Source organism: Paenibacillus sp. JNU01 (assembly GCF_059130585.1).
The window spans coordinates 5,305,848-5,329,721 of the sequence record NZ_CP169723.1 but is presented as its reverse complement, the minus strand read 5'-3'; the positions used below and the strand labels follow the sequence as shown (position 1 = coordinate 5,329,721).

The window sequence follows — 23,874 nt, the reverse complement described above, 5'->3', positions numbered from 1 at the left end:
GCGTACCAACATTCTGTGATTGTCGCTGCACATTCTCTATAGGTTTCGTGGTAGCCTATTACTGCTGCTATCTTACCTCTCCTGTCTTTCTTCCTCTTAATTCTCCCTGTTCTTGTCCGCAACAAAATCAGCAAGCTGTGAATAGATCGCCACAATCTCATCCATCGACATGCGCACGAGTCCACTGGACGATGGAGCGACGAATTCCTGAATTTCCTTGACGACCGGGTCGTCCTGAAATCCCCATTGCACTTTGGAACGTTTGCTGTACTGGGTGTAAACCCCTTTTCCTACAAAACAAGCGATGTCCGGCCGGTAGTCCTCCAGCTTTTGCCGCAAAATCTGGCGTCCTTCTGCGTACTCTTCCTTCGTAATATCTTCCACGCCTCTGGTAGGGCGGGCCACAATATTCGTGAATCCGTATCCCAGCTTCAGCAACTCTCCATCCTCTTGTGCATCATATAAACGCGGCGTTAATCCCGACTGTTCAAGAATGCGCCAGAACCGGTTGCCTTTGTACGCATAATGATGACCCGTCTCTCCAGACGTAATGCTCGGATTGAAGCCAATAAACAATATCGATAAACCAACATCCAGATGATCTGGAATCATGATGCAACACCTCCTGATCTTTTTTAGCCTATTCCCACATTTGGTTGTGTATAAAATGATATAATAAGCAAAGCATTTTCGAAATCGGATGAAATTTTCATGAAAAAGGAAGCTGAACTAATGATTGCAGACATCATGCTTGAAGTCGTCCTACCCATTTTTCTCCTAATCGCCGTCGGATCCTGGATGCAAAAGGTGTTCAAGCTGGACTTGTACACCCTCGCCAAAATCAATTTCTATTGTATTACCCCCGCAGCCGTCTTTATGAGCATGTATCACTCGGATATGTCGGGCGAATTGCTCGGGACTGTGACATTATTTTACGCAATCTATGTATTGATTCTCTATATTATAGGTTCAGTCGTTTCCCGTTCTCTCCGGATGAATAAAGGCATGAAGGCTGCCTTCAACAACAGTATTATGCTGGATAACGCAGGCAACTATGGACTGCCTATCAATGCACTGGTATTCCGCGGCGATCCACTCGCCTCTTCCATTCAGGCGCTGGTCATGTCTTTACAGGCATTACTGACATTCACCTATGGCGTGTTGTCCATTCAGGGCGCGAAGCTCAAGGGTAATTACCGTGCGGTGATTATTGGATTTCTTAAAATGCCCGTTCCTTATGCGCTCTTGCTGGGGATTCTGTTTCACATGTGGAAGCTTCCCTTGCCGACGTTTCTGTCCATGCCACTGACCTATGCGCAGCAAAGTATGGTTGCCGTAGCGTTACTGACACTAGGGGCGCAGATTGTAAAATACCCAATCCGGCTGTACCGTCTTGATGTGTATATTAGCACATTTTTGCGACTCCTGATCGGCCCCGCGATCGGGATTTCGATTGTGCTCATGCTTGGATTGGAAGGCATCGCTGCACAGGCTCTCATCATCGCTTCCGGTATGCCGACCGGTGTCAACGCATCCATCCTGGCGGAAGAATACGATAACGAACCCGATTTTGCAGCCCAGACGGTGCTGATCTCAACGCTCTTGAACATCATCACGATTACGGCACTGATCTCTTATGCCAAAACGTTCTAGATGAGGATTGTTCATACGTATATCCCTCCGTTAAGACCAAAATAAAATTTACAAGTCCACGCCCTTATAAAAGGTTGTGGGCTTCTTTGTTTATACTGTTCGTCCCATTTGCAGGAACAAAGTATTACGAAGAGCACATATTTAACCCGACCAAAGGACTGTTTTGCGCGTCAATTGCTTATTATCCGTTGCGAATAAACGTTTCGACCTTTAAAATTAGTGGGTAAATATTTCACAGCATTTCATTTTTGATCTATACATAATCTGTAGAAATTCTTAATTTTATCTTCCACGAGGTGAATGTCGTGACCAGGATTATTGTAACGCCTGAGCAGCTTCATGCAATTTCCAACCAATTTGCTCAAGCTTCGGAACATAGTCGTAGCATGATTAACAATTTAAGCAGACATATAAGTACGTTACAGGACCAGTGGTCAGGAATCACACAGGAGCGTTTCTTTCAGAACTTTCAGGTGGCTCATCGGCAAATGGAGAGATTTTCTAGCTCAGTCTCTGCGATCGGCACGGAACTACATACCATCGCAACTCGTTTCTCACAAGCGGATCAATCTCAAGAGCATGGTGTACAGACCAGTTCAAGCCAATCCACTTCTGGGAAAGATGTAAAAACGACGCTATCGGATATATATGATCAAGGAAGTAAGTCTTGGAATAAAATGAATGGGATTCATGGAAATGTAGGCCTGATTGGAACAGGACTATATTCTGCTATGGCTACATCCATGGTACTCTCCAAAACGGTTCATTTCAAAGTAGATCCCCGGAACTCCAGCCGTGCCAAAATCCATAATGCTCCTTGGGTGAAGGGAAAGGGGAATTCCTTTCTGAGTAACATGGCACGGAAACTGGATAAACAATTCCGCAGCCCGGGTCTGGTCATGAAAGGATTGAAGGGTTTCGATCGACTTGCAGGTAAATTAAAAGTAGGTGATATCGGGCTTGGTTTCAACAAAGCCAACAGCTTCGGTCAATGGACCCGCAATGTTATTGCTGGTGTGAATAAAGGTCAATACGGTATGAAGATTTCCAAAATACCTACAATGATAAGCAAAAAAACTGTTCCCTATCAACGTAGGACTTAATGTTTGGGATGAAGGGGTTAAAACGGTTTCCAAGTATAAGGAAGGAACATTAACCAAAACAGATCTCGCCGTGTCCACATCGAATATCGTGATCAAGTCTGCCTCTGCAGGAGCGGGGGCTATTGTTGGCGGGACCCTATTATCGTTTGCCGGGCCTGCAGGAACAGCAGTTGGAGCTTATGTAGGTGGAGCTATAGGTAGTTACGCAGGAAAACATATAGCATCAGCGGCTGAAAAAGGAATTCGATGGGTTAGTAAACTCTTCAAGTAACACTTAGGAGGTATCCATGCAGCTCGTTACATACCAACGCAAATATGCAATTCGTCATACGTTGATATCTGCTCTTTTTATCATTGCTGGCCTTGTCTTGATTGGAGATGTTATCTATGGTGACAATAGCGTTCTTCAAACCTTGTACTTTACTAGTGCGGCATTCTTAAGCTTTTGGTTTGTGGGACGTCTGTTTATCTGGAACATCACGAGAGTATTTGGAACAAACATCTTATTTTCCTTCGATCTGTCTGGTATTAAGACAAATACAGGAATACAGATATCTTGGAAGGATATACGCACCATTGATTTCGTAGCACCGGGACTAAACAAATGGATTCAACCTACTCCATCCTATTACTTATTCAAAATGGTTGATGGAAAGAGCTATAAAGTATATACGTATAGTCTACTGAAACATCAGGAAAACGATATTCTTAAATTACTTCGGAAAACCTGGAATGAGCACAAATGACCTTCTAAAAAAGCAACCTATATCTATCAATCTACATGGAAAGTAGGCGGTTAAGTTCATGAATAAACCACTTGTCACCTTATCCATTGAAGAATTCGGATTTGCGCTGGCCACACTTGGCGCGGAGGACATTGCAGCCGGTCTCCTAAAACCGATGTATGGCGAGTTATCTGAACAACACTGGGAACTCGTTCTAAGAGCTGCCTCTCACGGTCTTTTATCCAAGGGGCTCATCTTGCATATGGAAGATACCAAGATAGAGATCGAGCCGGAGTTCCTGAAGATGCTTATGCATTTTACCCAAAGCCACAGCATGATTAGAGCATACTCAGACAGCCTTGAACAAGAAAAGGTATTAACCATTCACAAAAGTACGGATAACAACGATACATACCTCTATCATTTGGCAGTGGATCAACGTGTGCATTTGTTCACCTGGACAGAACCTGAGGAATGGGAAGAGGAATTGTTCCAATTTTACATAGGGCAACACACACCTTTCATTGATCAACCTACTCAGTTCACGATAACAGAGGAACAATGGGCTATCCTGACGAACGAGGAAAACCATATGCTGTTAGATAAATTCATGGAGGATTGGGAGCTACCTCTAGAAACACGCGAGTTATTGAAGGTATGGCATAACTCTTTTGAAACCTCTGGATGTAGTGTGGATAACCTCAGTATCATTAATTATGCCGAAGATGTAATTCCTCTGCCCGATCAAGCTCTCCTGCTGCTTCATACCGAACAAGGTATCTGGAGCATGACTAGCAGAGATTCCACCAGTGAAAATAATTCTAACATCGAGATTGACCAGCATACCAATTCTTCCTTTCGTAAACAATTGCGAGAATGGATCGATCGTTTCGCGGTCCCTGTCTCCCATACTTAAATGTGCAGCTCACGCAAAAAAAGTCCAAGAGCCACTACCTTTGGTCTCTTGGACTTCTTCCATTATTTAACCCATGAACTCTCACTGCCTGCTCAGCCTACTTGTCATGCAGCCTGCCATAGGACTATGATTCAAACGTCGTTCGTTCTGGGAATTTGCCGCCTTCCCTGAATAAACATCGTACCAGTCGCTGCGCGGCTCGGTTAAAGAAAAAGCTTGGACTCACCCCATCCACTTGGACAGGTTCCAGTTCTCTCACACTTTCCTTGATCTTATTCATCTCAATGAGCCCCATCTTACGCTCATTCGGTCCGAATCGATAAATAACCTTCTCCTCGTCCTCCGTCTGTTTCACCAGCAGAATTACGGATGCCATACAGGTTACCCCCTATCGTTACGTTATGAGATTCCATCAATCACTTGCCTACTCTAATTATTACCCAGATTCTAGGGGAAGGATATAGGACTTAAGTTAGTTATATCTAAATTAAATATCCTGATATAAAGATTTCCCAAAATGAGTCGTAAGGCTCACAAAACACCGTGTTAATACTATCCTTTTGGATAGTCACTGTCATGAAAGTGCGTACTGCCCAAGTTGTTTTTCTCCGTTTATACTAGGGCATATCTTGAATTACAAAGGAGAAAAACATATGACTACAACTCAAATTTATAGCCACGGTGTACCGTGGGAAGAAGCATTCAGCGTGGCTCAGGGATACAGCGTTAACGGTATGATCTACATTGCAGGGCAATTTTCGCATGATATGCAGGGGACGTTCATTGGTGTGGATGATATTGAAGCACAGGTTCGCCAGACACTGGATAACCTGGATCGCGTACTCGCAGGATTCAACGTGACCAAGTCGAACATTGCTGAACTGGAGATTTTCTTGGTTCATCCTCAAGAGCATCTTGAGCCATGTGTTGCCGTGTACAAAGAGTACATTGGTACGCATCGTCCAGCTGTCACAATGGTTGGGACATCGGGGCTGGCCTTCCCTCATCAACTGGTTGAGATTCGTGCGGTTGCACATACCAACTGATCCGGCTCACCTCATACGTCCCTGCTCAAGATACGACGTGCGATGAGAATCGCCTCAAAATAAATGCATGTATAACTACAATAGAAGAAGCAGGTTAGGATTAGATCCCAACCTGCTTCTGTATGATTTCTTATTTTTATTCTTTCACTTTCTCTCTCTTATTCCCCTTCACCCCACACCTCTTGCAATGCCAAACGAAAAATCCGATCCAATTCTTCCAATTGAATGATTTGCTCATTATCCATCTGTCCGGCCAGTTGTTCAAAATGCTCGATCTTCTCCGCCAAAAAAGTCTGTATTGCCGGCAACTGCGGCTCCAGATCCAGTTCCTCGCCCGCCTTTTTACGGCGTAGCAATTCATGAATCTCCATATACAGCGGTGTATTCGCAGGTATAAGTTCTTGCACCAGCTCTTCGAATGCCATCGGTGGCATCGCATCATAACGTTCGATCCACCCACAAGCGAGTAAGGGACGCAGCACATAGAAATACTTTTTGATCTTCACATGCTCACCTTGTAAATAATCCCGGAAATTGCCCTTCGCCATATTCAGATAATGATACATGCAGGACTTGGGCGAGAAGGTCAACGGTGAAAGTGTACGGATATGCTGTGCCACGTTGGATTGTTCATCATACTGGATGGGGGATTGCAACCACTCCAACAGGGGCGGATTTGATTTGCGAAACAGCTTCAACGCCTTGCGCAGATCCCAACCATTGATATCGAGCTGATCACTGATCGGGCGTTCAATAACATCCCTTCGATCCTCAATCGACAAGTACCATTCCAGCGGTCTCACATACAGAAAACGCACATCATAATCACTATCCTGTGAAGGAAACCCCCACGCCCGGCTGCCTGATTCACAGGCATAGATGATTCGTACCTTCTCCTCCTGTTCAATCTGCCTCAGCTGTTCTCTGATCGTATCTTTCATTTCTTCATGAACATAGGTCATGATCAGTCTCCTCCAAATTCCCACATTAAATATCTATCGCTCTCACCCGGTCCGCGAGTGTATCATATCCGGCCACAGTCTCAGCAATATACGTCAATACCGTCTCACTCCAGCCGTAGATGTAAAAGGTTCTGCCATCCCGCGGTGGTACCAGTGCCTGCTGATAAGGTGCAATATCCACAATAAATGTCTTCAACTCTGGATTCATCATCCGACGATATCGCTCAAGCTCGGCATATAACGGACTGCCTTCATTCTGCTGTTCATCGGTGATCATAATGATCTGATCCACTTTCTCTCCGATATCCCGAAGTTCCCGCACGGGTCGACCTGTATCTGTTCCACCTTGTGCGCGAATCTGGTGAGCTTGAGAAAGAATGCTTTCATTCATCTGCGGCCGAGCATCCTCAACCAAATGGTCGAATAACCAGAACAGTGCGTTACCTCTCGTTTGTTTATAAAGTGCCAACGCCAGCACCGAACCAATGCGTAAATAATCCCCTTGCATGGAACCGGAACGATCCAGGAAAATAGCCGTTCTTCCCGGCAGCGTTGGCAGGTTGCCAATGGATAGCTCCACCGCTTGCTGCAAAGCATCCCGCAGCTCTTCCCTCGCAATCATTTCATACGCACTGGCGAATCGGAAAGGCAGTATTCGTGACTTACGTAGGGCCTCCACATCCGTTAGACGACGTGTAACAAATTCGATATTTTTCGATTTCTCAAAAACCCCTGCCCGATCCATTGCGTTCAGATGACGCAGCAACGCAAAGGTCGGCATTTGTGACATTAACGCCTCCCACACCGTGCGTGTCGGTTGCATGATCGAGGTGACCACCGAGTACGGAAGTTTACCTTTCTCGATCAGATGCATCCGGCTTGCGGGGTTGGGCGTAGCTTTCAGTTCTTCCAGCGCTTGCAACTGTGGCAGTTCCGTAAGATCCACCTCATGCCCGCGCAAATAACGAAACAAGGCTTGCTGCTTCATATCTATCGGTTTGGGGTGTGCTGTAGCGATCATATCACCCAGACTGTATCCTCGCCCGCGTCCGTTGTATTTGATCGCCCAGTATTCACTGATCCCGTTCAAAAAGAGACTCACCTGACGCTTCACTGCTCGACCGCCCTGCCCTCGACCCATTCCTCTCAGAATGGTCAGAAAATCAGCCAAGTCAGCCGGTGTCTGTACGACTTGGGAGAACACCTTTGCAAACTGATCCGCGTCCACTTTGGACAATAGTGCTAGCCCATATATAGGCTGTAATCGCATCAAACCTTCATTACGAGCATAGACCAGTGCCCGCGCCATATACCCTGCATCGACCGCAGCCATCTCCTGATGACTGACCATCGCGTCGTCCATCAGTTGCTGGGTATCGGCATAGAACGTATTGTTCAATGTATTCGTCATCAACATCTGTATATATTGTTCCTCCACCAATCGCTCATAGGCTCCGTAGCCTCCATGATTACGTGTCGTTGGCTGAGGTTGATTAAATAATTGTTTCGCTCTGCTCATCCCTCATGACCTCCTGGTGCGAGTCTAATTACTGTTCTTTCATAATAAAATGTTCCGAGGAAAAAGGTGGGAAGGTATAATACCCGCTCTACCGCTGAGCTACACCGCCATGGACGGCGGCGATTGGATTCGAACCAACGACCTGGTCGATTAACAGTCGAAGTAACCCTCCCTGGCGCCTCGGAACCTTGATCCACAGTGCTTGTTGCTGCCCCGCTTCACAACCTCATTATGCCTCACACATCTGCACGCGAACATGGCGAAAGTATGACGACGACTGAATTTCTGCGATGGAGTCAACCTTCATAAGTTTAAATGAAACCTGACACTCTTCCTGCTACAATAAAGGGATATCGCCAATGGGAAGTTCAAGAATGTTCCTATACCGCAGAATTGTTCTGCCAACATCGTCGTCCATTATATCCGCCTGACTCCAGGCCACCAAGGAGTGAATACTTATGGCTAAAGAGAGTTTTGACAAAGAAATTCAGTTCTTACGCATGTTAACCCTGACCAGTGGTGCATATACCCGCAAACAGTACGCCGAGCGGCTTGGCATATCCGTACATACCTTTGATAAAACCAATCGCAGGTTAAAAGAAATCATGCAGACCGTCACTGATCAACGTTTAGGTGCCGAAGCAAGCCGGGAAATGGCAGACCTCGTGCGCTTCCAGTACGGAGAATCCGCAGAGCCCATGCTGCTCTTCCTCTTCCGCGCCAAGTCGATGAAAGAGACTGAAGTTCAGCGCCTTTCCGTCCTTTTGCATACCCTACAGAACACAGCCCTGACCGCAATGGAACTGCTGGACGCCTGCTGTGCTGATCTGCCGGAAGATCTGGCGTTACCTGACGAGAAAACCATTCGCTCTGATCTGAAATATCTGGAAGAGGTTGGCGTTATTCGAAAAGAGCCGGGTGGCAGACCGTATCGCTATGCTTTGGAGCAAGATGTCCTTACCGAATTAACCGTGGAGGAACAGCTGGAGTTGTATGATTTTGTGGATATAATGGCAAATACCCAGGTTCCTTCCGTACAGGGGTACTTATTGCGGGACAGTCTGAAGAAAGCCATTACCGCAAGTTTTCCGCAAGAAGAAGCCACCGAACCCTATATCTACAAGTATCACTATTATTCTCGTATCCTGGACGAAGCTCATCTCTACACGCTGCTTAGTGCGATTCGTCAGCGCAAGCGTGTGCAGTTCCTATACTATTCACCGAAAAAACCATCCAGCTACAGTTCACAGAATACGAATCCACGCTTTGAACGAGAAGCAGGTGGTCGATCCAACCGGATCGTGCCCCTTGAAGTGGTCTATGACCATCAGTATGGTCGTTGGTATGTCATTGGATTTCAGGGCCGCCGTGGCTTCGTGAAATTCCGCATGGAAGGCATAACCCAACTGGAGGAAGAGGATTCAGTCGAAGAGGAATACATGCTCGAGTTGAAGCAGCAGTGGACTGACATCAGTCGCTACAGTTGGCTCGTAGACACAGGGAATACCGTGACGGTTCAAGCTCGCTTTTTCCACCCGGGACGTGGTCAGCGCAATTTCATTCTGGATCGGGTTCGTCTTCAAGGTCAATGGGGCAAGATCATACCCGAAACGGACCATTCCTTTCTCTACGAAATCCAGGTTAACGGTACCACCGAGATCAAACCGTGGTTGCGGAGTTTTGGCTCAAGCTGCGAAATTATTGAACCGCAGAGGCTACGCCAGGAGATGATCCAGGAATGGAAGGAGATTGCCGAATATTATGAACCTGTTCGAGAAGATGTTCAATTACCAGATGATGACCCGACTGAATGAAACCGGACTGTTCACCTGGACCTCACAGGAACGGGCCTGGCTTCGCATGATGCTGAATCACCCTGCCGCAAGAGAAGCCCTGAGCGCTGTAACATTGGATAAAATGCACAACATGCTGAACGGTGAGCAGGATCTGAATCTTCAGTACTATCTGACCGAAAAAGCCAAAAGTGAGGAACACAGTGTCTCTCATCCACTACTTAGACCGTTACGGCTAATCATTCTGCATCATCAGGGATTTCGAATGACAGGCCGCGGCCGCAATGGACGCACAAGCCATGATGAATTTGGTTTCCCGTATAAACTGGAGTATTCCATGGTCAAAAAAGAATGGTATGTGCTCTGGTACGCACCTCGCTTCGACAAACTCATGTCTACCAAGCTGCACAGCATCGTTGCCGTGGAAGCCCAACCGGTTGACCCGGATACCGCTTCTCGCTATACTGCCCGAATTGCTGCAATTACGGAGAAGCGCAAAACGACGATCACCATCGAAGTGTTGCCGGAGTTCAATCAGGAGCTGTCCCGAATCCTCTATGCTTTCTCATGCTTCGAGAAACAGGTCGAGTACACGGAAGCCAAGCAGACATATCGGATTGAGCTGACCATCCCGCGAAATGAGATGGATTATGTCTTATCCAAAATGCGTTTTCTCGGCAAACGGGTTCGAATCGCTGACCATCCAATGTTGCGGGAGCGAATGTCCGAGACTGCTGCGAAGGCATTGGCCCGTTATGCGGAAAAAGAGCCTGATAACCATGCCGAACACTCCAATGAAGCTCAGCACCGCCAACATGAGGAAAAACCGCTTGCAAAAGCCGATGGTCATTGATTACGTAAGAGTGGATTAACCCTAATTTTTTGCCCAAAAATAAACCCATATGAAAAAGGTCTGGATGATCTCATCCAGACCTTTTTACTGTTCATGAGCCTAAACTAGGTTCCGCCACTGCTGGCAGCTGAATTTCGTCTCTTGTTGATCGCATGCACACCCATGACGACTGCAATTAATTCATATGTGTCCAGTTGTTCAGACTGGTTATCCAATACAAATGCCCCTGAACTAAACCAGCCGCTGGTGCGACGGAAACTTGCCACGATGCGTCCACCACTTCCACTGACATCATATTCCTGCGAAAATGCGGGAGCAGACACATCGTATATACCGCGCGATCCTGCATCATACTCATACTTTTTGCTGAAGAAACTAAACCTCGCTCGCAATACGCCCAGATGTCTCCCATCGGCTGCAGTGATATCCCAACGATTGGTTAACATGCGGAATTTGCCGCTACAGACCAATCCCGAGTGATCGGATACATCGAGCGAAGAGCCAAAAACACTTTTCAAATCAAGATGTCCGGCCTGTTCCTGATTCGAATTCATAATTTCGGTGTAACCCGCATTAAAAAAATTATCCCTGAAGTATAGCTCCATATTACGTTCTCCTTTCCCTTACATGGCCCCTTTCGTTCTCTTTAACCGGGTTTAGCAACCAATGAATACGCTAAAGAATATTTACACTGTACACTTCGATGACAGAACAACCTTCCGATCGCTGTTATCCCCAGATTTTTTTGATTCCTTCTATGAGGGGAAATCCGGTGATAAAGGAGAACGCTCCGCTTCTTCAGGTCCTTTCTGTCCTCTCCGTTTTGTGTAAATGTCTAGTTCTATTTATATAGAATTACGTGTATTCATTGGGATGCGATTCAAAAAGTGAAATCTCGGTATGACAAAACGAGCAACTCTCGTCGCCCGTGTCGTTTTATTCTAACCTGCTTATAGCGCGGTCCTTAGACTTCAACTTTTTTGTTGTTCAGGTAAATGGTAGCCCACACCAGAATGATCGCTACGATCACTTCGAATATAGTGCTTCCCCACATGCCATCCGACCATAATACGCCATTGGCTGTGATTGAAATCCCTGTACTATTTTCGGTGTAACGGAACATCTCATTTGGACTGAAGCGTCCTGTCATAATCATATTCTCCAACCAGCCAATCAGATTAACGAGGACCAAGAATGCAACGATTCCGATCCATGGTCCGGTTCTCCAACGGAAGCTGCCTGCAATCGAGATCGAAAGGAAGATGATCACGGTCATGAATACGATAACCCATGCGATAAACAGTAACAAACTAACATAATCCGATACATGCAGACCCGAAAGATCAATATGGGTAGCCATGTTCATTCTGAGCTTCATTGAAATATAAATGTAGGCATGAATCGTAAATATAATGACTAATCCCAGCCCGCAAAGAGCTCCAAAGATCAAAGGAGACAACACATGCGATAGGCCTGTTACGGGTAAAAGACGGCGATTATAAGAGCGGATATTGGACGTGTATGTTTTGATCATTTTCACATAAACAGCCATACCTACTCCAACATAACCCATAATGCCAAGCACAACCCCTACGACCTCAGACATGAAAAGGGATAGCGCCACTTGCGCAATAATCAAAATAACGAGCCCCGCCAGCAGTGTATTCCAGTTCCTTCTAAAGTCATACTTCAATAATGTCATCATTCCGCATAGACCTCCTTGAACATCTCATCCACACTTTTCCCATATTTCAGACGGAGCGTTTCCACTTCTTCCCGCATCACCAGTTGACCTTCACGAATGAAGACCACTTCATCAAAAATCCGTTCGATATCATTCACCAGATGTGTGGAAATGATCAGACTGCTGTCTTCATCATAGAATTTGACGATCGCATCCAGAATCTTGCCACGCGCAACCGGATCTACTCCGCCAATCGGTTCATCCAACAGATATAGACGAGCCTTGCGGGATAGCGCCAGTGTTAGTTGCAGTCGTTCATTCATCCCTTTGGATAGATGCCGCACCCAATCACTCTCCACAAGATTCATGAAATCGAGCATCTCCCGTGCCTTCTCCTCGTCAAAATCAGCATAGAAATCGCGGTAGTACGCAATCGCATCCCGCACTCTCATCCACTTCTCGGTTAATGGGCGATCCGGCATAAATGAAACCAATGACTTCGTATCCAGCCCAACAGGCTTACCTGTCACTTGAATCGTTCCGCTAGTAGGATGCAGCAAACCTGCAACCAGTTTCATGAGTGTGCTTTTTCCACTGCCATTACTACCCAGCAGGCCAACAATTCGGCCAGGAGCAATATCCAATGTAATATTACTGAGCGCTCTCTTATTGCCATAAGTCTTGTTAATCTGGTTCAGTTCAAGGATGTTACTCATGCGTTGTTCCTCCCTTTCCTTCCGCAACGGCATCGGCTACGATGGATAAAATATCCTGCTCTTCAATCCCCAGTTCCTGCATTCCGGTTAGAAAGCGTTCCAGCAACTCACTGGCCATCTCTTTTTTGATCGTCATAATCTTCCGCTCCTCACTTGTCACGTATCTGCCCAAGCCCCGTTTGGTTTCGACCACTTCTTCTCGCTCCAGTTCCTGAAATGTCCGTTGTACTGTATTGGGATTGATCTGTAATTCAGCCGCCAGTTCACGAACCGAAGGGATTTTGTCACCTGCCTGAAGTGTCCCGGTTACAATCTGTCTCTTGATGTACTGCATAATCTGCAGATATATTGGTAAGTTGTTATCAAATTCCATAGTCACAAAGCACTCGCTCCTCTCTGTACTGGTGTGTTAGTTACATAGTACACTAGTAATATAGTGTTGTAAAGCCCATTTGTCAAAATATATATTCGCTTCGTTGATGGACATGCTTCCGATTTCTGTGCACATACAAAAAAAAGAGCAGATCGTATAGATCTGCCCTGCATCGCTCAATATTCGTATTTTCACCTTACTCACATGCTTATCGTTCAAAGATACCATCTACACGATGTCTAAAGGTACCTTGCCTTTAGGTGCAGGGAAAGCCTCATCCAATCGGGTCCGTTCCTCTTGTGTCAAAACGATATTCACTGCTGCTGCATTGTCTGCCACATGATTCAGCTGTACCGCCTTGGGAATCGCCAGCACATCTCCGTCCCGGATGACCCAGGCTAATGCGATCTGAGAAGTCGTAACTCCTCGATCCTGCGCAATCTCCTGAATGACCGGATGCTCCAACAATTCACTCCGAAGTCTGCCCCCCTGAGCCAGTGGACAATATGCCATAACAGGAACGCTACGTTCCCGCATCCAAGGGAGCAAATCATGTTCAATACCACGCGAAGTTGCATTGTACAGTACCTGATTCACCATGCACTGAGAACCCTCTGGCAAACTCCATAATTCCTGCATATCCCTTGTGTCCAGATTCGAGACACCCCATCGCAGAATTTTACCGGACTGTTTCAATTGTTCCAAAGCCTGAACCGTCTCTTCGAGCGGTACACCTCCACGCCAGTGGAGCAAATACAGGTCCAGACGATCCGTTCCCAATCGCTTGAGAGAGCGCTCACAGGCCGTGATCATCTGCTTGCGATCTGCATGATGGGGATACACTTTCGATACGAGAAAGACTTCATCACGAAGGCCTGAGATAGCCTTTCCCGTAACAACTTCTGCCCCACCCTCTGCATACATCTCTGCCGTATCAATCACGGTCATTCCCAGTTCAATACCGGAACGCAATGCCCGTACTTCTTCTTCCTGGCTGGATTGCTTCTCTCCCATGTACCACGTGCCTTGTCCGATCGCGGGCAGGACAGTTCCATCTGGAAGCAGAATCGTGCGTGTCTGATCACCATGCATCATCTATATTCCTCCATTCTGAAGAGTTTATGGACATTGTGACCTCTCTAACGATGACTATACGAATCATAAATCATGCCATCACTTACATGTCTCCAGTGCCTCATCATCATGATATACAACTGATCCAGTGGCATGGTAAGGCTACTCTGGGCAACGCTGATGGTCGCATCGACCATATTGCTGTTGACCGTCATCAATTTGCGTTTCATCCCATTCTGACGATCCAGAAAGGCTTTCTCGTCCCGCAATTTAACCCCGATCATTTTCTGTCCCATCAATTCATACATAAAAATATTCTCAACGTCTTTCCAGGCCACTGCCCCTCCTGCGGTATAAGAAGATGCATCTACAAACCCATCCTCATTGATCACAAAAGAAGGTTCCTTCTTAATCATCTTTACCAGACTGTAGCAAAAACATAGCCCAAAAAACAAAATGGATAGTATTCCAATCACCCCCGAGAGGATGGAATCATTCGTAACTGAAGAACGATCAAAAATCAAAAAAAATCCGGCTGCCACAAAAAGTGCCGCCCCCGCCGTAAGCCACGCCATTCGTTTCCGGTTTGGATATTCTACATGCTGTTCATAGGATGTGCTCAACGTGACGTTCCTCCTTCATTACGACTGAATCTTACGCGTTCTATATAAACGAATGGCTATGAACCAAGTACTTAAATGTAGAACAGGAATTGCATTGTACATTAAACCAAATTCACCAATGTTAAACATTGAATTAAGACCATTTTTCGTCATTTCTGCGGTTATTCAACATTAGGATTCGTCATCTTTCGAGCAATTCCTTTAACACACTTATATGAATTGAACTAAAGAATTTTTACATGGGTCACTCCGATGACAGAACAACCTTCCGATCGCTGTTATCCCCAGATTTTTCGAATCCACTTTCTCAAAGTGAAAATCCGGGGATAGCCTATGCTTCCGATGCAGCTTTCTTTCAGAAAGCTTTTAGGCGAACGCTCCGCTTCTTCAGGTTATTTCTGTCCTCTACGTTACGTGCAAATATTTAATTCAATTAATATACATTGAGTTAAATGTCTTACTCCTCCTTCATTACACTTATTGTCCTGTCCCTTGCTTTCCGTTAATATAAATGGAAAGGTTAGGAAAATAGCCAATTCTAATTCATGGTGGGAGGACAAGCAATGATGAGTCAGCGCGGCATAACATCGGAAGATCTTTATCAGATTACATGGGTTAACGATCCGACCCCGTCTCCTCAAGGCGGACAACTGGTATATGTAAGCCGGAAAACGAATGAAGCACGTGACGGTTATTGTTCTCACCTGAGACTGCTGCATCTGGGGAGTCAGAAGGACAGGCCCTTTACCTCTGGAGAGAAGGATCATTCCCCTGCCTGGTCACCGGATGGGTCCCAGCTTGCTTTTTTACGAGAGGTTGATGGGAAACCCCAGGTGTGGATTATCGCAACAGATGGCGGAGAAGCACAGCAGATCAGTCACCTGAAACATGGCGTCAGCTCCTTGCTCTGGTCACCAGATGGCCATACCCTACTTGTGAAATCATCCGTGGATATGAGCGGAGAAGACGAATCAGAACATACCGATTCTAAAGACGATAACCATAAACTGCCGCAAGAACATGTTGTGGACCGAATTCGCATGAAATCAGATGCGGGCGGATTATGGGACGGAAAACGATCCCATCTCTTTGCTCTTGCACCCATTGATGCGGAAGCCATTCCTGTAACTACGGGTCACTATGACGTTGGAGACTACGCTTGGTCCCCGGACGGAACATCCATCGTATGGATTGCACAGATGCCCGAAGAAGGCGAGGAACACAACGATTACACCCTGACCAATCATGTGTACCTTGCCAAGGCAGACGGGTCGGATGTGCAGCAGTTGACCCCGGAAGGATATACGTTCAGCCGACTGACATTTGCACCGGATGGACATTCCCTGGCCCTGCTCGCCAGTGACCGTTCTTATGGAAATGCCACACTTGTGAAGTTATATACCCTGCCTGTATCAGGTGGTGAACCCGTATGTCTGAGCACGGATTGGGACGTACAGTTGAATCACAGCATTGTTGGTGATATGCGATCACATCTGACAACCACGGGACCTGTATTCAGCCGGGATGGTTCATCCATCCTCTGCCTAGCGACCATTCATGGTAGTGTACGCATCGCCAAATTCGCAATAGACGGCAGCAGTGCCGAGTATATATTGCCTGATGAACAGGAGATTTATCAATTTGCCGAATTGGAAAACGGACAGATCGTTGCTGCTGTTGCCAATACGCGAAATCCTGGTGATCTCTATATGTATAAACAACCGGAAGATTCCGGTGTAGAACCAATTCAGCTTACCCGCAGCAATCCACAGCTTGAGGATGAGATCCATCTTAGTTCACCCGAGACCTTCTGGTTCAACGCCTCGGATGGCCTGCGGCTGCAAGGGTGGATCATGAAACCTCGTGGTATGGTTGACGGGGTCAAAATCCCGACCATTCTGGAGATTCATGGCGGCCCGCACATGATGTATGGTTTCACATTCATGCACGAGTTCCAGATTCTAGCCGCACAAGGCTATGCTGTTGTGTACATCAATCCACGCGGAGGACTCGGATACGGACAGCAGTTTGTAGATGCCTGTCGTGGCGATTACGGCGGAGGCGACTATCGCGATCTCATGGAGAGCGTGGATTATGCCCTGTCCCAGTATGAATTTATTGATGAATCCAGACTGGGCGTAACCGGTGGCAGTTATGGTGGTTTCATGACCAACTGGATTGTTGGGCACACCGATCGCTTCAAAGCTGCTGTGACCCAACGTTCCATCTCCAACTGGTTATCTTTTTACGGCGTCAGTGACATTGGCTATTTCTTCACAGAAGATCAGATTGGCGGCAACGCGTGGGATGACACTGAAAAACTGTGGAAACATTCCCCGCTCGCTTATGTCGGCAACGTGAGTACTCCGCTGCTCATTTTGCATGGCGAACAGGATCTGCGGTGTCCGATTGAACAGGCCGAGCAATTATACATTGCGTTGAAACGGCGCAAGCAGACGACTCGTCTCGTTCGTTTCCCTGGGGCCAACCATGAATTGTCTCGCGGCGGTCATCCCCACTTGAGGGTACGCCGTCTGGAGCATATTGCCGGTTGGTTTAACGAGTACCTGTAACGGACTGTCAGTTCCATGCATAGAACCAGATATGAATTAAACATAAAAGCCGCCCGCAGAAATCTGTTTCGATTTCAACGGGCGGCTTTTGGCGTTACCTTTTGAATAATAGAAGAATACGGATCACTATACTTTGAACGACTCAAGCAGGGTAGTATGAGGACATGTGGTTATATTCGTCGCTTACTCTTCGCCCCATACCACGGTAACTTCATTCAGGTCTTTGTTGGTTGCAGACACAGAACCCGTGATCGTTACGGCATATTTACCATCTTCACGACCCACGATGCTGAAGCCGTCTTCCTGTATATCCTGAGTATTCTGAGTCAAGTTTTTGGTCTGATAGTAGTCTTTGTAGGAGGTTCCAACGGTTAGCAACGTTTCTTTTGTTGTGTACGTGAGCACCACTTTTTTGTTGCCATCCATGATGTTCTCAACGAGACTTGTCGCCTTCGCATCCTTCGGTAAAGGGAAATCTGCTGGCAGATACTTGGACTTCACACCTGAAGCCTGAGTGTTAGTACCTGTTGAGGGGGAGGTTGATCCGCTGTTACCTGTGGATGTCGACCCACCGGAGGAACTTGAGGAGCCGATGCTTACTTTATTGTTCTGGGAATCATACTTTACTTCGGTTTTCAACGCATCCGCAATCGAACGAACGGGGAGATAGGTACTTCCCTGGTATGTAATTGGCGCAAGCTTCTTGCCCTGGTCACCTGTCGGTGTGAATTTCTGCCCGTTCACTTCGATGGCGAGCCCATGGTTCAGATAAGCTTTGATCGTCTCCAGTTGTGTACCTGCATATACGCCTGCCGAACCGGTCAACACCATGCCGAATACACTTGCAGTAATCAACCACTTTTTGCTTTTCATCTCTAAAACGCCTCCTGAGTTCAAATGTCAGTCTTTGGCATAATACGATCCAAGGCGATCGCTCGATTTACGCAAAAGACTCATGTCGTTATGCTCATCATGTATGGGTACGAGCTTATTCGGATAACAGCCATTTGTCCCATCAAATGTTAGCAATATAATAGCATCTGACAAGAGGTTGTAAACGATAAATGAACAAAACAGGACCAAGGGCGTACAAAAATAGTCTTTGTCGTATTGTTGCTGTTCTCTGACTCGTTAAGTTGTTCTTATATGAATAAAGTCCTGAATTCCAGACCATACCTATGAAGTTAATCATACACGCACAACAGTTGCGAAATGAACCAATGTATTAGATAATGATATGTCGAATTGTGGTCGAAGGAACGGAACTCAAGGGGGATTTATACGATGAACAATAAAAGTACATTTGATCAGTCTATTAACCGGGTCTCTACCGGATCGGAGAAGTGGGATGCACTTGAGGATATCTTCGGCGTCGCAGATGCGCTTCCGATGTGGGTGGCTGATATGGATTTCGCTGCTCCACCGTCCGTAATCCAGGCCCTGCAAACACGGATGGAGCACGGAATTTTCGGTTATACAGTGCGGACCGAGGCGTATCATGCAGCCGTTGCAGATTGGATGCAGCGGCGCCACAACTGGAAAATTAACGATGACTGGATCGTATTCACGCCAGGTATTGTGCCTGCACTCAGCATTGCTGTACAACGATTCACTGATCCGGGAGATGCAGTGGTCATCCAGACTCCGGTGTATGCTCCCTTCTACGAGGTCGTACGTGGTCAAGGCCGTGAACTGATTACCAATCCTTTGGTTGAGAATAAGGGTCATTACACGATGGATCTGAAACAACTGGAATCCAGCTTGCAGACCGGTCGGGTCAAAATGCTGATTCTGTGCAGTCCACATAATCCGGTTGGACGTGTATGGACTCGGGAGGAGCTTGAAGGCCTTACGTCGTTATGTCTGCAATACAACGTACTGATCGTTTCGGATGAAATTCACGCCGATCTTGTTCACCAACGCGGAGCTCATACACCGCTCACCCTGATCTCGGACGCCGTCTCTGATCTAAGTATCATCTGTACGGCTCCAAGCAAAACGTTCAACATTCCCGGCCTCTGCACGTCCAACATCATCATCCCAAATGCCAAGTTACGGGAATCTTTCGCACAGGGTGTAAGAACGATGGGACTTGCCGGTATCAGCACACTGGGGGCTGTTGCGACCGAAGCTGCTTACAATGATGCAGAGGAATGGCTGGAGGAGTGCCTGGTATATATCCGCGGAAATATGGAGTATGTACAGCAATATGTTGCAGAACATATGCCAGAGATCAAAATGCATCTGCCCGAAGCAACCTATCTGTTATGGATGGATTTTCGGGAGCTGAATATCCCACATGCACAACTATGCAATATGCTGCTTCACGAAGCAGGACTTGCCTTCAATGACGGGAGCTCCTTTGGAACCGAGGGTACAGGGTTCATGCGTATTAATGTAGCCTGTCCGCGTTCCACGGTGGAAGAGGCGATGCGCAGATTATCTGTGTTGCTCAGCAACTTGTCGGACAAATAAGCTGACAGTTAACTCTATGCACGTTGCGAACAGAACGTATGCTGATCGATAAGACGAATATCTGTAAAATGGAACAAGGGGTGCCCCGTAGTCAAGTCCATGACTCACATTCATGGTCAATGACAGTACTAGGGGCACCCCTTTTCGTTTTCTTTTCTATTCTCTTTTTTTCTATTCAATCCATATATTTATTGAAACATAATTAACCTTACAGTGACATCGCAATCGGCATCGGAATAATTTTATCGCACAGCCTGTTCAGCAGATCCCGATCATGACTTATGATCAGTAATCCCAGATCACGCTGGCGAGCCACGTCCATCACGGTATGCCAGATCTGTGCCTGCGTGATCGCATCCAGCATTGTGGTCATTTCATCTGCGATCACATAACGTGTCGATGTACCGAGTGCTCGCGCCACACAGAATCGTTGCAGTTCCCCACCGGATAATTCACCCGGTCTGCGGTCCAGCCAAGCTTGCTGAATCCCCAAAGCTTCGAGCAACTGCTCATCCTGTACAGCCGCCTCCTGAAGGACACGACGCATCCGCCAGCGTGGATTCACAGCTTTCTCCGGGTGCTGATACACCAACTGAACCGGACATACCCCTGTACGAGGGAGCGGTTCACCATCCAGTAACACTTGTCCTGCCACGGGTTCGGCATATCCTGCAAGGATGCGCCCAAGACTTGTTTTCCCACAGCCACTCGGTCCCCACAAGCCAACGACTTCGCCTTGTTGCACCTGCATGTTCATCTGCTGAAACACCCACGATTTCTGATCGTAACGATAACTTACATCCTGTGCTTTAAGTGACATGGAGACACCTCACTTCTCCGCCTCGTATCTGACGAAGCGGAGGACGTTCAGAGATACATGCAGCGGTTGCTGCGCTACAGCGGGGAGCAAATGAACATCCTCTAATGATCCCTTGACCTGCCAACGGCTGGGAGCCTGGGAGTGGCTGAAATCCATTCTGCGGCAGCGCATTCCAAAGGGCTTTCGTATACGGATGGCGCAGTCGTTCTCCATTACCCGTAAAATCATCCACCTGGGCTGTCTCTACATTGGCACCCGCATAAAATACAGCGATGCGATCGGCCGCCGTCAGGGCAGTCGTAACATCATGCGTAATCCATAAGATGCCTACGCCTTGATCTGCGAGTTCGCGAAATTGCTTCATCGTCTCGGCCAGCACTTCGGGATGAATGCCTGGTGTCGGCTCATCCGCAATGATCAGCTTTGGCTGGCCTGAGGTCGCTGTAGCCATCAGCACTCGCCTTGCCATACCTCCGGACAACTCAAACGGATATTTCTCGCCCGTTCCCCGTGGGAGTTGATAACGCTCCGTCAGCTCCTGCTCCGACTTTTTCACGTGGGATTGAGTCTTGAAGCGGCGCTTCTGTCCGGCACCCCGGCTTACCGACTGAACCTGCCTCCCCACCTTCATCAGCGGGTCCAAATAACTGACGGATTGTGGAATCAACATCAGTTCGTCTCCACGCAGTTGAAGCTGCCGCTCCGGGGTCAAAGGTTCGTTATTGTAGCTAATGCTGCCCTCCAACTTGGCGTTGGCAGGCAGAATACCCATGATGGCCTGCGCAAGCACACTTTTACCCGATCCACTTGCGCCTACAATAGCGACAATCTCGCCCTCGTTTATGGAAAGATCCAGATTCTGAATGACATCAGTCCGTTCATGTCCAAACCAACCACGAGCGCGTCGAAATGACACCGATAATCCCTGAATATCAAGAAGAGCCATAGCTACCTCACCTCCCTTGAACTACCTGTACCCGTCAACGTCTTCAGACTGTTGCCCAATACATCAAACGCACGAACAACCAGCAACAATGCCAGTCCCGGGAAAAAGGCGAGCCACCACATGCCAGCAGATAAATATCTCATCGACTCTGACAAAATAATGCCAATTGCCGGTTGCTGCGGGGATAACCCCAGCCCCAGAAACGTAATGGCTGCCTCATGCAGAATCGCATGGGGGAAAATTAACAGTACGCCCACAAACAGTTGCGGGACTAAATGTGGCAGCATATGCTGCACCGCAATCCGTAATCGTGATTGACCCAACTTGTGTGAAATCTGAATGTACTCCACGGATTTCAGTTGAATCATCTCCGCTCGTACAATCCGGGCCAGATTCGGCCAGTGCGTCAGCGCGATGGCTGCCGCCACTCCTGCCAAACCCCCACCAAATACAAAGGCCAACATAACCAGCGATACCAGATGAGGCACACTCAGGAACAGGTCGATGATCCATGAGATTACCCGGTCAGCAACTCGGCTAGAAGCCGCCCCCAAACCCAGCAGTAGTGCGATCAATCCGCCACCACATGCAGCAAGTAGTCCCACTTGAATGCTGGTTGCCAGTCCTTTTAACGTACGCATGAACATATCTCTTCCGAGCCAATCTGTGCCAAATGGATGCGCCCAGGTTGGAGACAGATTTCGATCCATTAATGAAGTCAGCGTAGAACCAGCGGGTAGTAGCCTTCCCGTCGACCACACAAGGATAATCCAGATCACTGCAAGGCTTCCCCAGATCACCGCCCTTTGGCGAGGATTGCGGAAATGTTGGTCTTTGATACGAGCATATCCTCCTCTTCTAGTTTGGCTTGTTTCTCGTTCCGCCCCCACTTGCAGAAATTCCGAAGTAATGTTGTACCTTATCTCTTGTTTTGCAGTTTTCACTTTCTGTACTTGGGCTGTATCTGCCGTCTGCTCAGAGGAACGTTCTACAGTCTGCTTCATGATATCAGCTCCTCCTTCATTCGTGGATCGATCAAGCGATACAGAATGTCGGCAATCATATTACCCGTAAAAACAAAAATCGCACTGCACATCACAAGTCCAAGCAGCAGTGGAACATCTCCACGCAACCCCGCTTGAACCGTTGCCTGACCAAGGCCAGGGTATGAAAATACCTGTTCTGCCAGCACAGCCCCGCCGAACAGTTCACTGAACGAAGCAAACTGCAGCGTGATCGCTGGCAAAACAACATGTCTGAACCCATGTCGACGAAACAGCTGAAATCCACGCTCACCCCGTGCTCTCGCAAATAGAATATAATCCGAATCCAGCACATCCATGAGCTTCTGCCGGGTATGCAGCGCGATGGAAGCTACCCCGGTCAGACTGAGAGTCAACGCTGGCAGAATCATATGAATAGCCCGATCTCCCCAGGTCACCTGATCAGCCGACATCCCTGCGGGTACCCCAAGGCCAACTGGAAGCCATCCGAGCCACACTCCAAATACCATTAGCAGCAACAGCGCAATCCAGAATACCGGCGTGGAGGCCAGCGTGTAACAATACCAGCAGATCAGGCGATCCAGCCTTGAATCCCTTCTCATGGCAGCAACTACACCCAGAGTGAACCCGAAGATACCAGACAGTAGCCAGGCTACAACCATAAGCGCGACAGAATTCATGAATCGTTCCTGGATAATATCCGCTACAGGTTGTCTATAGATCATTGATGTTCCCAAATCTCCCTGAATCAGTGCTTGTCCCCAGGTCAGCAATCGTTCCATTGGAGAGTCATTCAATCCCCAACGCTCTTCGATTAAACTGCGCTGTTCCGCACTTACCCTGATCATGTCTCCACCAATGTAAGCTTCGATCGGGTCCACAGGGGAAAATTGCATTAATATAAAAGACACCACACTGACTCCAACCAATAGAGATACAAGTCGCAACACTTTATTACCAACAAATCTGGCCCATCCATTCCTGCCCGTCATCCAATCTCTCCCCAATTCAGGCTA

25 protein-coding genes are annotated in these 23,874 nt (G+C 47.4%); 10 read left to right on the top strand and 15 right to left on the bottom strand.

Annotated elements, in window-relative coordinates; all coding sequences use genetic code 11:
• Positions 1–96: 96 nt before the first annotated feature.
• Positions 97–612 (bottom strand): mismatch-specific DNA-glycosylase, encoded by a 516-nt coding sequence (locus NLBNIHML_RS23130; RefSeq protein WP_339240093.1) that lies wholly within the window; start codon positions 610–612, stop codon positions 97–99.
• 120 nt (positions 613–732) lie between these two features.
• On the opposite strand from NLBNIHML_RS23130, the gene NLBNIHML_RS23125 reads away from it, so the two are divergent.
• From NLBNIHML_RS23125 to NLBNIHML_RS23105, 5 genes are all read left to right on the top strand, one after another.
• Positions 733–1,653, top strand: coding sequence for an AEC family transporter (locus NLBNIHML_RS23125; protein WP_494354746.1), 921 nt, complete (start codon positions 733–735; stop codon positions 1,651–1,653).
• A gap of 305 nt (positions 1,654–1,958) precedes the next feature.
• A complete protein-coding gene (locus tag NLBNIHML_RS23120; RefSeq protein ID WP_339259245.1) occupies positions 1,959–2,756 on the top strand; it encodes a WXG100 family type VII secretion target in 798 nt (265 codons plus the stop codon).
• A gap of 70 nt (positions 2,757–2,826) precedes the next feature.
• On the top strand, positions 2,827–3,027 hold the full coding sequence (locus NLBNIHML_RS23115) for a hypothetical protein (RefSeq protein ID WP_339259243.1): 201 nt from the start codon (positions 2,827–2,829) through the stop codon (positions 3,025–3,027).
• A 16-nt stretch (positions 3,028–3,043) separates the two neighbouring features.
• Positions 3,044–3,502: a DUF5381 family protein gene (locus tag NLBNIHML_RS23110; protein ID WP_339259241.1), complete on the top strand. Its 459-nt coding sequence runs from the start codon at positions 3,044–3,046 to the stop codon at positions 3,500–3,502.
• 58 nt (positions 3,503–3,560) lie between these two features.
• A complete protein-coding gene (locus NLBNIHML_RS23105) occupies positions 3,561–4,397 on the top strand; it encodes a YfjC family protein (protein WP_339259239.1) in 837 nt (278 codons plus the stop codon).
• A 124-nt stretch (positions 4,398–4,521) separates the two neighbouring features.
• Here NLBNIHML_RS23105 and NLBNIHML_RS23100 read toward each other — a convergent pair whose 3' ends face one another.
• Positions 4,522–4,773 (bottom strand): RNA-binding protein, encoded by a 252-nt coding sequence (locus NLBNIHML_RS23100; RefSeq protein ID WP_339259237.1) that lies wholly within the window; start codon positions 4,771–4,773, stop codon positions 4,522–4,524.
• A 277-nt stretch (positions 4,774–5,050) separates the two neighbouring features.
• On the opposite strand from NLBNIHML_RS23100, the gene NLBNIHML_RS23095 reads away from it, so the two are divergent.
• Complete coding sequence (locus NLBNIHML_RS23095; protein WP_339259235.1) at positions 5,051–5,443, top strand: RidA family protein; 393 nt, start codon at positions 5,051–5,053, stop codon at positions 5,441–5,443.
• Positions 5,444–5,601: 158 nt separating this feature from the next.
• Here the strand turns inward: NLBNIHML_RS23095 and NLBNIHML_RS23090 are convergent, their stop codons facing one another.
• Both NLBNIHML_RS23090 and NLBNIHML_RS23085 read right to left on the bottom strand, forming a co-directional pair.
• Positions 5,602–6,405 (bottom strand): nucleotidyltransferase domain-containing protein, encoded by an 804-nt coding sequence (locus tag NLBNIHML_RS23090; protein ID WP_494352862.1) that lies wholly within the window; start codon positions 6,403–6,405, stop codon positions 5,602–5,604.
• A 25-nt stretch (positions 6,406–6,430) separates the two neighbouring features.
• The gene (locus NLBNIHML_RS23085; RefSeq protein WP_339259232.1) at positions 6,431–7,924 is read right to left on the bottom strand and encodes a TROVE domain-containing protein; all 1,494 of its coding nucleotides are present in this window, start codon (positions 7,922–7,924) and stop codon (positions 6,431–6,433) included.
• A 458-nt stretch (positions 7,925–8,382) separates the two neighbouring features.
• Between NLBNIHML_RS23085 and NLBNIHML_RS23080 the strand changes: the two genes are divergently transcribed.
• Together NLBNIHML_RS23080 and NLBNIHML_RS23075 are read left to right on the top strand one after the other, a co-directional pair.
• Complete coding sequence (locus tag NLBNIHML_RS23080) at positions 8,383–9,738, top strand: helix-turn-helix transcriptional regulator (protein ID WP_339259230.1); 1,356 nt, start codon at positions 8,383–8,385, stop codon at positions 9,736–9,738.
• Complete coding sequence (locus tag NLBNIHML_RS23075) at positions 9,686–10,570, top strand: WYL domain-containing protein (protein ID WP_494352861.1); 885 nt, start codon at positions 9,686–9,688, stop codon at positions 10,568–10,570. The genes NLBNIHML_RS23080 and NLBNIHML_RS23075 overlap by 53 nt, the downstream gene beginning before the upstream one ends.
• Before the next feature lie 104 nt (positions 10,571–10,674).
• Here NLBNIHML_RS23075 and NLBNIHML_RS23070 read toward each other — a convergent pair whose 3' ends face one another.
• The 6 genes from NLBNIHML_RS23070 to NLBNIHML_RS23045 all read right to left on the bottom strand — a co-directional run bounded on the left by NLBNIHML_RS23070 (position 10,675) and on the right by NLBNIHML_RS23045 (position 15,040).
• Positions 10,675–11,175, bottom strand: a complete 501-nt coding sequence (locus NLBNIHML_RS23070; RefSeq protein WP_494352860.1) for an LURP-one-related/scramblase family protein — start codon at positions 11,173–11,175, stop codon at positions 10,675–10,677.
• Positions 11,176–11,534: 359 nt separating this feature from the next.
• Entirely contained in the window at positions 11,535–12,275 is a 741-nt protein-coding gene (locus NLBNIHML_RS23065; RefSeq protein WP_494352859.1) for a hypothetical protein, read from the bottom strand.
• The gene (locus tag NLBNIHML_RS23060; RefSeq protein ID WP_494352858.1) at positions 12,272–12,970 is read right to left on the bottom strand and encodes an ABC transporter ATP-binding protein; all 699 of its coding nucleotides are present in this window, start codon (positions 12,968–12,970) and stop codon (positions 12,272–12,274) included. The genes NLBNIHML_RS23065 and NLBNIHML_RS23060 overlap by 4 nt, the downstream gene beginning before the upstream one ends.
• Positions 12,963–13,349, bottom strand: a complete 387-nt coding sequence (locus tag NLBNIHML_RS23055) for a GntR family transcriptional regulator (RefSeq protein ID WP_076331852.1) — start codon at positions 13,347–13,349, stop codon at positions 12,963–12,965. The genes NLBNIHML_RS23060 and NLBNIHML_RS23055 overlap by 8 nt, the downstream gene beginning before the upstream one ends.
• Before the next feature lie 222 nt (positions 13,350–13,571).
• Positions 13,572–14,438 carry an aldo/keto reductase gene (locus NLBNIHML_RS23050; protein WP_339240070.1) on the bottom strand — a complete coding sequence of 289 codons (867 nt, stop codon included), beginning with the start codon at positions 14,436–14,438 and terminating at the stop codon, positions 13,572–13,574.
• 44 nt (positions 14,439–14,482) lie between these two features.
• Positions 14,483–15,040, bottom strand: a complete 558-nt coding sequence (locus NLBNIHML_RS23045) for an STM3941 family protein (RefSeq protein ID WP_342572053.1) — start codon at positions 15,038–15,040, stop codon at positions 14,483–14,485.
• A 563-nt stretch (positions 15,041–15,603) separates the two neighbouring features.
• Here NLBNIHML_RS23045 and NLBNIHML_RS23040 point away from each other — a divergent pair.
• Positions 15,604–17,613, top strand: a complete 2,010-nt coding sequence (locus tag NLBNIHML_RS23040) for a S9 family peptidase (protein ID WP_494352857.1) — start codon at positions 15,604–15,606, stop codon at positions 17,611–17,613.
• Between the two features lie 183 nt (positions 17,614–17,796).
• On the opposite strand, the gene NLBNIHML_RS23035 is transcribed toward NLBNIHML_RS23040, so the two are convergent.
• The gene (locus tag NLBNIHML_RS23035) at positions 17,797–18,486 is read right to left on the bottom strand and encodes a stalk domain-containing protein (RefSeq protein ID WP_339259217.1); all 690 of its coding nucleotides are present in this window, start codon (positions 18,484–18,486) and stop codon (positions 17,797–17,799) included.
• Between the two features lie 411 nt (positions 18,487–18,897).
• On the opposite strand from NLBNIHML_RS23035, the gene NLBNIHML_RS23030 reads away from it, so the two are divergent.
• Positions 18,898–20,088: a MalY/PatB family protein gene (locus NLBNIHML_RS23030; protein ID WP_339259215.1), complete on the top strand. Its 1,191-nt coding sequence runs from the start codon at positions 18,898–18,900 to the stop codon at positions 20,086–20,088.
• Between the two features lie 208 nt (positions 20,089–20,296).
• Here NLBNIHML_RS23030 and NLBNIHML_RS23025 read toward each other — a convergent pair whose 3' ends face one another.
• From NLBNIHML_RS23025 to NLBNIHML_RS23010, 4 genes are read right to left on the bottom strand one after another with little or no spacing between them, the layout of a single operon-like run.
• The gene (locus NLBNIHML_RS23025; protein WP_339259213.1) at positions 20,297–20,908 is read right to left on the bottom strand and encodes an ABC transporter ATP-binding protein; all 612 of its coding nucleotides are present in this window, start codon (positions 20,906–20,908) and stop codon (positions 20,297–20,299) included.
• Positions 20,898–21,854, bottom strand: coding sequence for an ABC transporter ATP-binding protein (locus NLBNIHML_RS23020; RefSeq protein WP_339259212.1), 957 nt, complete (start codon positions 21,852–21,854; stop codon positions 20,898–20,900). The genes NLBNIHML_RS23025 and NLBNIHML_RS23020 overlap by 11 nt, the downstream gene beginning before the upstream one ends.
• Before the next feature lie 2 nt (positions 21,855–21,856).
• A complete protein-coding gene (locus tag NLBNIHML_RS23015; protein ID WP_339259211.1) occupies positions 21,857–22,858 on the bottom strand; it encodes an ABC transporter permease in 1,002 nt (333 codons plus the stop codon).
• The gene (locus NLBNIHML_RS23010; protein WP_339259209.1) at positions 22,855–23,850 is read right to left on the bottom strand and encodes an ABC transporter permease; all 996 of its coding nucleotides are present in this window, start codon (positions 23,848–23,850) and stop codon (positions 22,855–22,857) included. Before NLBNIHML_RS23010 ends, NLBNIHML_RS23015 begins: the two co-directional genes overlap by 4 nt.
• Between the last annotated feature and the right edge of the window lie 24 nt (positions 23,851–23,874).